The organism is Proteus terrae (genome assembly GCF_003144325.1).
GTDB lineage: Bacteria > Pseudomonadota > Gammaproteobacteria > Enterobacterales > Enterobacteriaceae > Proteus > Proteus terrae.
Genome location: NZ_PENS01000012.1, coordinates 85,046 through 98,678, shown reverse-complemented (window position 1 = coordinate 98,678; position 13,633 = coordinate 85,046). Strand labels below are relative to the sequence as shown.

Here is a 13,633-nt window from a genome sequence, read left to right as displayed (position 1 = left end):
ATGATTAAGGTTTATGATAACACAATATTATCTACACCTTTAACTTCTAAAGAGATAGATAAAATTACTAAAGATAACGTACAGCAAGCACAACAAATTAATGCGGCAAGTGAGCATCTTGTCGCATCACAATTCAAAGAAAAAGAAAATAATTTTTTAGCACCTTCACTTCGTGTGCCATTAGAGCAAAAAAAGAATAATCAAAGAATTAATATTAAAGATGATATTAAATATAAAATAAATGTTTTTTCAGAACAAAATGAAAATAATAATGAGACATTAAATTTTAATGAGATAAATAAAGTTAATAAAAGAAACAAAAAACTTAATATTCTTAGTGAGGAGAAATATCTATATAACAAAAAAGTAGAGGGAAAATTAAATACATATAAAAATAAATCATTACTACCTATACCTTCAGAGCCAATTAAATTAGAAAATAATAAAACAAGTAAAGATTATGATTTTTTATTCTTACAATTATCTTATCAAAATGTGATCCATCAAAATGTTTTAAATAACATTAAAGATCCAGATAAACTTGAGTACTATCTGGATAAGTTAGATAAACTATCTAAAGGCATTGATGGTTTAAAAGAACAAATTAATTCAGTTTTAGATGAAGTAAAAAATACTAAAAATGCTTATGTTGATTATTGGATGGAAATTTATAATCAGCTAAAAGATAATAATTTCAAAACAGAAGCAGAAGTTGAAAAGTTTTTAAAAAACAACAATATCCCAAGCTCATTAATTAAAGAATTACTCTCTGGAAATATTAAATCGAAAGAAGATACGGAAAAGTTACTTGAAAAAGCTTTTCCATTTATGAAGTTGCCTGATGATCTTTCAAAAATGTCATTAGATGAATTAGATAAATTATATGGAAAACTATCTGATTTTTTTGATGAAGCTTTTAAATATATGCCTAACGTGCCTATAAGCGACGATAAGATAAATAAAATTACGTCACATAGAGAAGAATTAAAAGCATTAATAAATAAGAAAGAAAATGAGTCAATTAAAGAAAAGCTGGAACAAATAAAAGATACCTATAGAACATTAACGCTTTCACAAAGTGCATTAGAGCTTGAAATAATGTCTGACTCATTATCAGGAATGGCATTGTTAACTTTTTTGTTGGCGAAAACAAGAGAATTAACATTAAAAGTAATGTTACAGCGAACTGAAAGTGAGCAAAAACTCTTTGAAGAAATGCAGGAAGTCACTGAAAAAACATTAAAAGATAAAATAGAAGATCAAAAAGCTCAAATTAAAAAGCAAGAGGAGATTCAATTTTGGGCTGGCATTGGTTTAAAAATTTTAGGTGGATTACTCGCACTTGTCGCAGGTATTGCTTCTATTTTTACAGCAGGTGCTTCAATGGCATTAATGGCTGTTGCGGTAACATTATTTGTCGCTGATGTGGCGTTAACTGTCGCTGATGAAGTATATCAAGCTATACATGATAAATCGTTTATGGACGAAATAATGGCACCTGTTTCAGAAGCTATTATGAAAGCGATAGATTCCATTGTTGATTTTTTAGCTGATGTAATTAATAGCACTATAGATGGATTAAAGGGATTGGGCTTAGATAAGAAAATGATTGAGGAGATGAAAAATTCAATTCAAGAAAAACTGAAAATGGCACTAAAAATAGCTATTACTGTTATTTTATTTGTTGCTGCAATGGCATTAAGCTTTGTAATTGGTCCTGCAATGAAAGGTATGACCAATGTTGCAAATAAAATATTTAATCAACAACTCAGAGATACATTAAAAAGAATATTGCATGATGCATTAGAATCTATGATGGGAAAAATGATTAAAGAAATCATTGTGCAAGCACTTGAAGAAGTAATGGAGAAAATTAATAAACAACTGACTAAGGATATTTCACAGAAAGCTATCACCATGTTAAATCGTACGGTGGTTATTTCTAAATTGGTAAACTCAACGGCAACAAATGCAGTTAATATTTATAGTAGCATTATTTCTGCAAAAATTTTGCAATCTATGGCAGATAGTAAAAAGTTGGAAGCCATATTAAATCTAATTCAAAAATTGATGGATAAGATAATGGAAAGTTATCATGAAAATATTGATACTTTAACTGAGATTTTAAAAAGCATGAGTGATAAATCTTCAGTGAGTAATAAATTAAAGTCAGATATTATAAAAAATATATCTATTTAATAAAGTCTATTTTTTCGAGGTTTATATATGAATATGAAAGTCAATAATGATGATTTTAAATTATTTAATAACTCTAAATTAGAATCGAGTGATATTAATGAGACTAAAAACTCTCTTAATGAAGAACAGTTACAAAGATTAATTGAACCTAAAGTAAAAGAATTTATAGAAAAAACAAAAGAAAATATAATACCAATTTTGTCAGAGCCAGAAGTAAAAACACCCACTATAAAAGACATATTAAAATCACTTGAAGTAGATAATGATAATGATATTTATGATCATATTAAAACTGAAAGCCTAGGAACGTTTGATTTTTTATCTGATGATATGATGAAATTAATTAATTTAATGGTTAGATATTTAGAAGCAATGATTAAGAAGTTTGAAGCATCTAGAGAAATGGGTGTTATGTTAATGAATGTAGAATTAAATATAGCAGAACAAATAAAAGATAATTTAAATAAAAAAGCAAATATTATGGTAGGTGCAGCCATTACTAGCGCAGGTATTTCAATGGCAATACATGGTATGGGAGCATTTGTTTCAATTAAAGGGATGGGAAAAAATCTAATAGGACACTCTAACCCTACTATGATTACTGGTAATCTAGTGACTACAACAGCAGATCCTTTGGCAAGAGTTGCAGATCAAACGATGCAGTCTCAAGGGATCATACTTGATGGTAAACAAAAAGTATTAGAAGCGAGAGGAAGTATTAACAATCATGTTATTAATAATAATAATGAAATGCAAAGAGAAGTTACTGAAATTATCAAAGCCTTAGTACAAGCTATTGAAGCTGTTATTCATGCTCAGCAAGATGTTGCTTCTGCTATTGCTTCAAAAGTATAAGAGGATAATTTTATGTCTAAAGCTATTGATTCAGGGATGTCTAATATAGCTGAGTATTTGGAAGTATCTTTATCAACGAGTGATGGTATTTCCATTCCTAAACGTAAAATAAAAAATTTCGATGAAATGGAAAGTTTACTTATAAATATAAGACGAGATTATAAAAATTTTGATCTTAATAGCTGGCTGATATGTAATGATTTAAAAGGAAAAACAGAGAGAGAAATATTTATCTCTCTCTGAACAATATAATAAAAATATTATTGGGAATAAAAAATGTTTGAATTCCATAGATAAATTATCACCACTGATAAAAGAAAAACTTTCTAATGATAACTATCCTACTGATTCATTGAGTGATTTCTTTCATGAAGTCAAACAATCCATTATTGTTGGTAAAAATGATTATTTAGATGTATTTAAATCTATTTTTTCTAATTATATGGATTATGTAAGAGAATTAAGAACGGCGATAACATCACTAAGTAAATATACCAAGGCAGGGAAAAAAGATGGGTATATTGCTGTTAATTTCATTGAATTCACAAGAGTATTAGAAAGTTTTAAAAATGAATATAATAGAAAAAATAAAGAGAAATTATTTTTTAACACTAAATTGTTTTTTGAATATCAGTATGATGGTAGTTATATAAGACACTTAAATAATCATAAAATAAATTATTCAAATAAAAAGCAAGTTGATCATGCTTTAAATGCAATAAGTAAATTGTTAATGGATGTAAAAGGAATTATACCAGCGAAAAAAGAAAATTTATTATCAGAGTGGAATAATATTGATGTGGATTTTTTTTATTATATTTCATTAAATGAATTAAATAAGATCTTAGATATAGTTAATGATAAAATAAGTAAAGAAAAAGAAATGACGAATGATGAAATAGAAAGTAAAAGAGAAGGTTTTATAAATGAGTATGTTAATAAATATCCAAAAATGGTTTTAAATTTTATTAATGTGGATAAAAAAACAATTCTAAAACAAGCTGAATTCTATGCTAATGAAAATATAGAAAAATTAAAAAAAGAAAGAGATGAGAAGAGATTTAAAAATATCTTACAAACGGAATTTGATCTATTTAAAAAATCACTTGATGCTTTAGAAAAAAAGATAAATACTAATTTGGATGAACTTTCTAAAAAATATAGTTCAGCAAATAGTAATTATGATAACTTTGTGAAAATTGTCAGCAGTACAATTAATACATTACTAGAGATGGCAAAAGGTTTTTTGCGATTCTAAATTTTATATATTTAAAATTAAAAATTATTTATTAGAGAAAATTGTCCAATAATGCTAACACAGTATGTGATTTTAAATTCCTGTTTAAAATGACTTACTTTATTTAATTAATATTAAGAAGGTTAATGCTATGGATGCTACTATTGATTGTAATTTTTCTAAAAATAATAAAGTATACTTAAATTCTCAATTGTCTAATTTAATAGAATGTAATCAAGATGAATTTTTAATTAATTCTCGTTTATTATTCGAGTATATAAAAAGAGAGTATCAATATTTTTTTCTTAATGATTCTAAAGAAAATAAAAAATTAGAAAATAAATCTCAAAAAGGAAAATATCTTTCTCTTGATGAAGACTATGTGAAAAATTATATTAATAAAAAAAAGTGTTTAGATGAAATTAATGATATCTCTCGAGATATAAAAAATGCTCAATTAAAGAAAAATTATCCAACAGATTCATTGCATGATCTCTTTAATGATGTAAAACAATCCATTGCCGTGGGTAAAAATGACTACTTAGATGTATTTAAAGAAATATTCTCTAAATATATGGATTTTGTAAGAGAGTTAAGAGAAATATTATCTGAATTAGGTAATGCTACTAAGGCTGGAAGTAAAGATGGATATATCAATATAAATATTGATGAATTGCTTTATAAATTGAATGTATTAAAAAGCAAGTTGAATAAACCTGGGTTTTTTAGCGTATGGATGTTTTTTAATAAGGATGATGATGGCCGATTTTTTAGAATAATCAATGGTGAAAAAGTCTATTATGAAAGTAATACCGATGCTGATAACGCTGTGGACGCAGTAGATAAATTACTGAGTCAAATCAAAGGCATTACATCACAAAAAAATGATAATTCAGGAACGACTAGACCTAATATTTCTTTTTTATTTAATGTTGGATTAGATTTATCAGGGCTAGATAAATTAATTGATTATTTAAAACAAATGCCGCAAGGTGAGCATGATATATTACAAACTGAGTTTGATTTATTGAAGAAAACGTTAGATGCCTTTGAAAAAGGTGTTAATACAAATCTTGATGAACTTTCCAAAAAATATAGTGCAGCCAATAGTAACTATGATAATTTTGTGAAAATAGTGAGTAGTACCATGAATACATTATTAGAAATGGCAAGAGGATTTCTTAAATTTTAATTTTATATAAAGTAATTTTATGGAAAGTCAATTTATTTTAGGGATAAGAACGAGCTGATAGAGTATGAATATCAGCTCTTTACTTTATAACGAATGGTTTAAATTAGAATTTATATTCTACACCTAACCAGTAATTACGACCATCTTCCATATAACCTTGAGTATATTCATAAGATTTATCAAAAAGGTTATTAATAGAAGCATTAGCAGAAACGCCATAACCAAATTCATAATCTAAACGAAGATCAGTTTTTACATAACCTGCTAACTTGTCATTTTCATCAATGCGATTATAAGTCCAACCTTGTGCTTCTTCGATAATGGTAAAACGGACTTGTTCAACAGGAATAAATGTCATCCACATATAGGCTTTATGTTTTGGTAAACCTTCAACATGCGCTACTTGTTTTGGATCGCTATGAATATAGCTGTAGTTTAAGCCAAGCTCTAACCAATCAACCACATTACCTTTAGTACCTAAATCAAGACCAACATAGTCAACACGTCCGCTATTTTGGTTTTGGAAGAATGCTTTGCCATTACGATAAACCGTGTGTGCCATAATCGCATCACTGATACGGTTATAGTAAATGCTGGTTTGGTAACCCCATTTATCTGTAATGTGTCCTTCATAGGTTAGGTCGAAAGATAATGCACGTTCAGGATCTAAATCTGGATTGATAATTCCTTTTGATCCATCTTTTGGTTTTTCAGTGGTGTAACGCTCTTTTTGTGTCGGGAAGCGGCTGCGATCAGAAACAGAGAAACGAACGTTATCATTATTGGCTAATGAATATTTAGCCATTATCTCCCAGTTAAAGGCGGTTTGCTTATTATCATCAGCCCCTTTATCAGTATCAACACTGTCACGCCAGTCGTAGCTAATTGCACCTACTAAATCGAGATCATTAGTAGCTGCCCATTGATATTCTGTCGCTAAAGACCATGTTCTGTCTTTATAACGCATCCAATCACCATTTTTTTCTTTTTGAGAACGGTGAACGTCATCTTTCCAGTGTGCAGCAAAAGAGAGGAGGTCACTTTCACGTGTATCTATACCTAACTGTAATGCAGCACCGGTGCTGTAATCGTCATAGTGACTATAGTCTACGGTATTACCTTTTTTAGGGTACATATAGAGGGTATTTTCGAACTTATCGTGGTATGCACGGCTTTGCAGATTAATACCATCAGTGATTTGAGTGATACCGCTATAGTAGTAACTCTCTTTGTTGTAATCTGGCCATGCCCAATATTTATATTTACCTTTTGCATTAGCAGAAGTATTTGGTGGGCTATTTTTTTCACCGTCCTGTTTTACATAAGTCAGGGTATATTCGTCAGAAGCGCGTGGTGTCCAACCCACTTTGATCATGCCACGTTTATCATCAGTTGCCGAATTATCACGACGTCCATGAGTACCCGCAGCTGCATTATTTTCATCAGCACCAGGAATTGGCGTAAAGCGTTGTTTTAATTGACTACCACTGATTTGAATAAAGCCTAGATCATTGCGTGCTCCTAAACGGGCACTCATGTTATGGGCATAATCAGCACCACGAGCAAAACCTTGAGAATAAGCAATGCTTCCTTCTAATGGTTTTTTAGGCGTCGCCGTAGTGATATTAATTGCACCACCCATTAAGTTAGGGCCTTGTAGTAATGAGGTATAACCTTTGTTAACTTCAATACTGGCTAGATCGTTAGTGGTAAAACGCGCTAAGTCTAAGTTGCCATCATAAGGAACATACGTTGGAATACCATCAAAGAATACAGGTACTTGGCGGCTATCAAAGCCACGTACTTTAATGGTGTATTCATTACGATTGCCAGATTTTTGCATAACAACACCGGGTAATGTTGCAATGGCTTGTGCCGCATTCACTTTATTTTGTTCAAGCATCTGCTCTTGTGTTAACACGTCTGGGTTTGCCGCGATAGGACTACTCCAAACGGTTAATAAATCAGGCGTTGATTGCCCATAAGTGGTGTCAGCAAGTGCAATACTAGGCAGTAGAGCAAGAGATAAACAGTAGCATAGAGGTTTTAATTTCATCATTCCAATCTCAGTTTACAATCTATATATAATCTTTTATATAACGATATGTGTAAAAATAAATGAATAAATTGAGTACTAACAAAGTGTTAGTACTCGGTCTTGTTATAAAGTAAAGCAACAGACTCAAACAAAAGATGTTCAGCAAAGATGTTCCTCTATGCCACTACAACTATTCCCTTGTTATAACTTCTTTTACATTGAGTTGATGTTGTCTCTATTTATTGTTGATTAAATATGTAAATACTCACTTACAAATAAATTGCTGTTTTTATTTAATCTTTTGGATAAAGGCGAACTTTAATATCTGTCGGTGATGCATAATAAGGCGCAGACGTTACCATTAAGGTAATGCCTGTTTGTGCATATTTCTCGATAGTATTGAGGTTAATACCGCCAGCTACAGATAAGTGACAATGAGGTGCAATTTGAGGCGCTTCTTGTTGTAACAGTGAGATATCTTCAGTTGAGAATTTATCGAGCTGTAAAATATCAGGCTGTGCTTTTAACGCTTCTCTTGCTTGTTCAATATCGTCGGCTTCTACAACAATGCATTTTTCAGGCGCCGCTTGGCGTAACAGCTTAATGTGTTGTGCCCAATTATCAGGCTCTGATAAAAATCGACGATGATTAGCAAAGAGTAAAATAGTTTCAGAACAGCCTTGGCGATGAATAACACCACCACCTGCAAGTACCGCTTGAGTTGCTAGTAACTTTGTATTAGGGATATTTTTACGTGTACACGCAATTTGCCCTTTAGGTTGATAACGGTGATAGATTTCTAGCATTCTTGCCATATAGTCACTCACGCCACAACTCCACTCAAGCACGTTTTGCACAACTTTCCAGCCTTGGTGTAGTGCATCAGCACGGCCTTCGGCGGTGATTAAGCAATCGCCTTTATCGGCAAAATCACCATCTTGTAGATGTGCTGTTACTACCAATCCTAGTTTTTCTAGTAAACGACAACCTAGTGTGATCCCACTGACACAACCGGGTTCACGACGTGTAAATGTCATTATACCTAGCTGATCACTAATATTGAGTGCCCGACTGGTGAGATCGCCATATTGGATATCTTCCATCAATAAATTATCAAGAAAGGCATCAGGATAATAAATCATAGGTTTAACTCGCTTTCAGGAACGACATCCCAAGAAACCATTGCCCAATCACGAGTTGGTGAAATCAGTGAAACTCCTTTTTCAATACTTTCATGATAGTAATTAGTTAGACGTACAATTTCGTCCTTGCTTAAAGGCCCTACGGAGAAATTAATGCCTTCAATAAATTGCTCGAGGCTATTGAAATTACTCTGGCAATTACGGCTACGGATATAATCTACTTTAGGGTGAATACCCATTTGGTTTAGCATATTCACAGCATAAATGTACGTTGGGAGCGTAGGAACCTCACGACCCAATAAGCGAATAATACGTTGGTCAACGAAGGTTGGAGAAACCGTGTGAGTAGTATAAACACGTAATTTAGCTTGGCGATTCAGTTTTAAGAGTGCGGCTTGTAAATCCATCACTAATGTTGAGCGTGAAGCAACGGCGATATCACATTGAGGAAGTTGGTCCCAGCTATCTTCCCATGAGCAAGTGATAAATTCAGCGTGGTTGATACCTGCTTGCTCAGCTCTGCGTTTAGCAACAGCTAACATACCTGTACTGTAATCAATCCCAATGGTTTTTTTGAATTTATCTGCCACATGAATGCTGATAGAGCCGGGGCCACAACCCACATCTAATAGGGTTTCAGCACCCGTAAAATCCATCATTTCACGAAATTTTATTAAATAAGGATCATTAGGGTTGGCACAAGTTTCTGCCATTTTTTCAGCACGTTTATCCCAATGTTCAGGCTCTTTTTTGGTTCTTTCAGCCTGTACCATGTGGTTTTTATAAAGTTCAGCAAAATCTGTGGTTTCAATAGTGTTCATATTCTTGCCTATAGTCATTTTTATTATCAGAGTAGGCGTGAAAATGCGCCTGAATATCTGTTGGTTGTACACCATAAAGGTGCGCTAAATTATCGGGTGTCAGCAAAACTTCAGGGCTGTTTTGCAAAACAGGGGTATGCGGTGTCAGTAAAATAACATCATCCGCCAAAGAGGCAGCATGTTGAGGGTGATGTGTAGACATAAAAACGCTGATCCCTAAAGCTTTTAGTGCCTTAACTTGGGTAAGCAGTTTGATTTGATTACCGAAATCAAGGCTTGCAGCAGGTTCATCCATGATCAGCAACTTGGGTTGTTGCACTAAAGCACGAGCAATCAAAACCATCTGTTTTTCACCACCACTTAAAGTATCAAAAGTTCGGTGAGCAAGATGAGAAAGCGAGAGCAATTCTAAGGTTCCCATTGCCATCGCTTTATCTTGCGAGCTAGGCATAGAGAAAAAAGAGAGATGTGCACCTCGCCCCATTACAACCATATCGATGACATTAAAAGAAAAGGGGATATGTGTGGCTTGAGGAACATAGGCAACTACTTTGGCAAGTTCGGTTGGTGACCACTCACTTAATGTTTTTCCCGCAATATTGATCTCACCATCAATACAAGGTATTAGCCCTAATAGTGTTCGCATTAGCGTCGTTTTACCGCAGCCATTGGCACCTAATAAGCAGATGATTTGTCCTTGTTCGATGTGGAATGTAAGATCTCTAATTAAGGTTTTGCCTTTATAACCAATGGTGAGTTGCTTTGCATTAGCAATGATCATCAGCCTTTCCTCGTTCTAAGTAACAACATTAAGAAGAATGGCGCACCAATGGCAGATGTTAAAATGCCTAGTGGAAGTTCAATATTGGCAATTGTGCGAGCCAATGTATCTGTAATTAACAACATTATAGCTCCCACAAGTAAGGAAACAGGAAGTTGTTGGCTAAAGTTAGCGCCCACTAACAATCTTGCGATGTGAGGAACAATTAAGCCTAGCCACCCAATAATACCCGCGATAGAAACCGCACTTGCGGTGATTAGTGTGGCTGACAAAATAAAGACAAGTCGGGTTACTTCGACGTTTAAACCTAATGCTCTGGCTTCTTCATCAGATAAACTGAGAATATTCATACGCCAGCGTAATAAAATGAGTGGAATAAAACCAACTAACATTAAAGGTGCGACAGAAACTAAATCAGAAGCAGTAATGGTCGAAAGCCCGCCTAAGAGCCAAAAGGTAATGGAAGGCAATTGAGTATAAGGATCAGCAAGAATTTTCATTAATGAGATTGCTGAGCCACATAATGCACTAATAGCAATACCAACCAACACAAGGGAAAGCACCGGATCGTGTTGTTTCGCAAGCCTCGCAATAAAGTAGACTAGGGCCACTGTTGTTAAGCCGCCAGCAAAGGCAAAAAGCTGGATCGACAACATGGATTGCCCAAGAAAAATACCGAATACAGCACCCACTCCAGCACCTGATGAAACGCCGAGAATATCGGGTGATACCAAAGGATTACGGAACATGCCTTGATAAGCTGCTCCAGCAATCGCAAGTCCTCCACCAATTAAAATTGCCGCCAGAACGCGGGGAAATCTTATTTGCCAGAAGACAGTTTCAGTGCGGTTATACTCTATATTGCCCGTTAATTTATTACTTACCAGTGTCCACAGCTCGTTACCAGTAAGTGAATACTTACCACTAGTAATCGCAATTAACGTAACGATGGAGAATAATGCAAATAAAAGCGTGATGCGTACGGATTGACTCATGAATACCCCAGCAATTGCTGACATAGTTCAGCACTTAATTGCGTATGATAAAAATGAGCAAAGTAATTTTGCAGATCTTGAGCGACTTGTTTTTCTATTCGAGCGTCAAAATGGCTTTGTAAGCGACGCATTCCCATTAAACGGTTGATCCCCGGAGGACCATCTAACCAACCAAATGGTAAGCCTTTAAACAGTAGCACTTTGTTGTTTTTAACGGCTTGAATACTTTTCCATACAGAGTCTTGCATAATTTGCTGATAGGCATTTTCATCTTGTGTGATGATAATTTCAGGATCCCACATCAGAAGCTGCTCTGGTGAAACATCCGTTAATCCAGTGAAATTCGGAATATCTACTACGTTTTCAAAGCCTAATGTTTCAATCGCTTCGGTATGGATAGAGTTTCTTGCACCTGTTTGTAACCCTTTTGCACCACGCGCAAGGTAAAAACGAGGGTTTGTTTTTTGTGTAGAAGCAAATAAGGCAGCATCACTAAGATATTGCTCTGCAATAAGCGCTAATGTTTCTGCTCTTTCTGTAACACCTAATAAAGCACCTGTTTGGCGTAACTGAGCTGGACTATCTTTTAATGTGCCATCAATTAACACATAAGGTACACCCGTTTGATCAGAAACACGTTTCGCTAATGAACGATAGGTTTCATCGACATTGCCACTATCAATAATGAGATCTGGCTCTAACGTCAGTAAAGCTTCTAAAGAGAGTGTACTTCCTCGTCCTGATAAGCGCCCTAAACGCGGTAATTTACGTAGTTCATCTGAAAACAAAGGGCTTTTTTCTAAATTAAGTGAAGAAAAACCCAATAATTTTTCAGGCGCTAATGCAAGTAACAATTGATCAGTAGGAGGCCCTGCACTTATTACGCGATGGATCGCGGTTGATGCTGGAACATGACCGAATTGTGCTGCAATACGTGAGGTTATTGCTGCTCTTACAGAATGCGGAAGCGCTGATAATGTCGCAATTGTTGTGAGGTAAGTTAGAAATTGTCGTCTACGGATCGCCATAAGTTCACACTGTTTATTGTTTTATATTGGTATCGTTGTTTCATTTATTATATAGCGATGAATACTATATTTCCTTTGGCTTAAGTCAAGGGATCATCAGTCAAAATCAAATCTAAGTACACATCTGAAAAACTTTATTCGAAATAGTGTATAACCTAGGGCTATAATCAGCGTTCTTGGAAAATTAAAGCGCGTATTAATACGAGTGTTTTTGGATAGTTGCGATATAAAATGAAGAAAAAACGCCCCTCATTACAGGATGTCGCTTCACGAGTTGGTGTTACCAAAATGACAGTGAGTCGTTTTTTGCGTAATCCCGAACAAGTCTCTGAAGCTTTACGAGAAAAAATTGCGCGCGAATTAGATAGCCTCAATTATATTCCTAATCGTGCCCCTGATATTTTATCGAATTCAACCAGTCATGCGATTGGGGTATTGCTGCCTTCTTTAACTAACCAAGTTTTTGCTGAAGTTATTCGTGGCATTGAATCAGTGACCGATAAATACGGTTATCAAACCATGTTAGCGCACTACGGATATCGTGCTGAAAAAGAAGAAGAACGCCTACTTTCATTACTCTCTTATAATATCGATGGGCTTATTCTCGCTGAAAGAACGCACACACCAAAGACAATGAAAATGTTAGAAACTGCGGGCATTCCTGTGGTAGAAATCATGGATAGCGTTTCGCCTTGTTTTGACTCGGCAGTAGGATTAGATAACGTTGACGCTTCAGAACAGATGGTCAATGAGATGATCAAACGTGGATGCAAACGGGTTATCTATCTTGGTGCTAGACAGGACGAAAGAACCTTAATGCGTTTACAAGGTTATGAAAACGCAATGCAAAATGCGGGTTTACCTATTGGCAATGTGATGACACCAAAAAGCTCATCTTATTCGTTAGGGGCTGAATTATTACATGCTGCACGTAAGCAATATCCTGATTTAGACGGACTTTATTGTACCAATGACGATATCGCAATTGGTGCCATTTTTGAGTGTCAACGTTTAGGCATTTCTGTGCCGGAGGATATTGCGATATCGGGTTTCCACGGGCACGATGTTGGACAAGTGATGACGCCTCGTTTGGCGAGTATCTTTACCCCTCGTGATGAAATGGGGCAACAAGCTGCTGATTTATTGCTTAAGCGAATGAAAGGCAAAATTGCTCGAGGCCAAGTGATTGATGTTGGTTTCCGCATTATTACGGGTGAAAGTATATAATTAATTAACTTGCTGATAATTTTAGAAAATAATATTTTTTGAAGCCCTATTGTTATGTTTGTAACAGTAGGGTTTTTTATTGAAAAGTCTTCTCTCTTTCAGTGTTATTACTCGTAAT

12 protein-coding genes are annotated in these 13,633 nt (G+C 34.4%); 6 read left to right on the top strand and 6 right to left on the bottom strand.

The annotated features are described in order from the left end of the window. The 5 genes from sctE to DK857_RS13225 all read left to right on the top strand — a co-directional run bounded on the left by sctE (window position 1) and on the right by DK857_RS13225 (window position 5,483). Window positions 1–2,199: a type III secretion system translocon subunit SctE gene (sctE, locus tag DK857_RS13245; protein WP_109402414.1), complete on the top strand. Its 2,199-nt coding sequence runs from the start codon at window positions 1–3 to the stop codon at window positions 2,197–2,199. Between the two features lie 27 nt (window positions 2,200–2,226). Then, window positions 2,227–3,054: a type III secretion protein gene (locus tag DK857_RS13240; RefSeq protein ID WP_109402413.1), complete on the top strand. Its 828-nt coding sequence runs from the start codon at window positions 2,227–2,229 to the stop codon at window positions 3,052–3,054. A 12-nt stretch (window positions 3,055–3,066) separates the two neighbouring features. Continuing rightward, complete coding sequence (locus tag DK857_RS13235; protein ID WP_109402412.1) at window positions 3,067–3,297, top strand: hypothetical protein; 231 nt, start codon at window positions 3,067–3,069, stop codon at window positions 3,295–3,297. Between the two features lie 37 nt (window positions 3,298–3,334). After that, complete coding sequence (locus DK857_RS19265) at window positions 3,335–4,312, top strand: IpaD/SipD/SspD family type III secretion system needle tip protein (protein WP_109402411.1); 978 nt, start codon at window positions 3,335–3,337, stop codon at window positions 4,310–4,312. A gap of 130 nt (window positions 4,313–4,442) precedes the next feature. After that, a complete protein-coding gene (locus tag DK857_RS13225) occupies window positions 4,443–5,483 on the top strand; it encodes an IpaD/SipD/SspD family type III secretion system needle tip protein (protein ID WP_109402410.1) in 1,041 nt (346 codons plus the stop codon). A gap of 103 nt (window positions 5,484–5,586) precedes the next feature. Here the strand turns inward: DK857_RS13225 and DK857_RS13220 are convergent, their stop codons facing one another. From DK857_RS13220 to DK857_RS13195, 6 genes are all read right to left on the bottom strand, one after another. Then, window positions 5,587–7,539: a TonB-dependent receptor plug domain-containing protein gene (locus DK857_RS13220; RefSeq protein WP_109402451.1), complete on the bottom strand. Its 1,953-nt coding sequence runs from the start codon at window positions 7,537–7,539 to the stop codon at window positions 5,587–5,589. A 275-nt stretch (window positions 7,540–7,814) separates the two neighbouring features. Beyond that, window positions 7,815–8,663 carry a ModD protein gene (gene modD, locus DK857_RS13215; protein ID WP_109402409.1) on the bottom strand — a complete coding sequence of 283 codons (849 nt, stop codon included), beginning with the start codon at window positions 8,661–8,663 and terminating at the stop codon, window positions 7,815–7,817. After that, the gene (locus DK857_RS13210) at window positions 8,660–9,484 is read right to left on the bottom strand and encodes a class I SAM-dependent methyltransferase (RefSeq protein ID WP_109402408.1); all 825 of its coding nucleotides are present in this window, start codon (window positions 9,482–9,484) and stop codon (window positions 8,660–8,662) included. The genes modD and DK857_RS13210 overlap by 4 nt, the downstream gene beginning before the upstream one ends. After that, the gene (locus DK857_RS13205) at window positions 9,471–10,265 is read right to left on the bottom strand and encodes an ABC transporter ATP-binding protein (RefSeq protein ID WP_109402407.1); all 795 of its coding nucleotides are present in this window, start codon (window positions 10,263–10,265) and stop codon (window positions 9,471–9,473) included. Before DK857_RS13205 ends, DK857_RS13210 begins: the two co-directional genes overlap by 14 nt. Further along, window positions 10,265–11,260, bottom strand: a complete 996-nt coding sequence (locus DK857_RS13200; protein WP_109402406.1) for a FecCD family ABC transporter permease — start codon at window positions 11,258–11,260, stop codon at window positions 10,265–10,267. The genes DK857_RS13205 and DK857_RS13200 overlap by 1 nt, the downstream gene beginning before the upstream one ends. Further along, window positions 11,257–12,288 (bottom strand): iron ABC transporter substrate-binding protein, encoded by a 1,032-nt coding sequence (locus DK857_RS13195; protein WP_109402405.1) that lies wholly within the window; start codon window positions 12,286–12,288, stop codon window positions 11,257–11,259. Before DK857_RS13195 ends, DK857_RS13200 begins: the two co-directional genes overlap by 4 nt. Before the next feature lie 231 nt (window positions 12,289–12,519). On the opposite strand from DK857_RS13195, the gene gntR reads away from it, so the two are divergent. After that, window positions 12,520–13,515, top strand: coding sequence for a gluconate operon transcriptional repressor GntR (gntR, locus tag DK857_RS13190; RefSeq protein WP_109402404.1), 996 nt, complete (start codon window positions 12,520–12,522; stop codon window positions 13,513–13,515). Window positions 13,516–13,633: the final 118 nt, after the last annotated feature.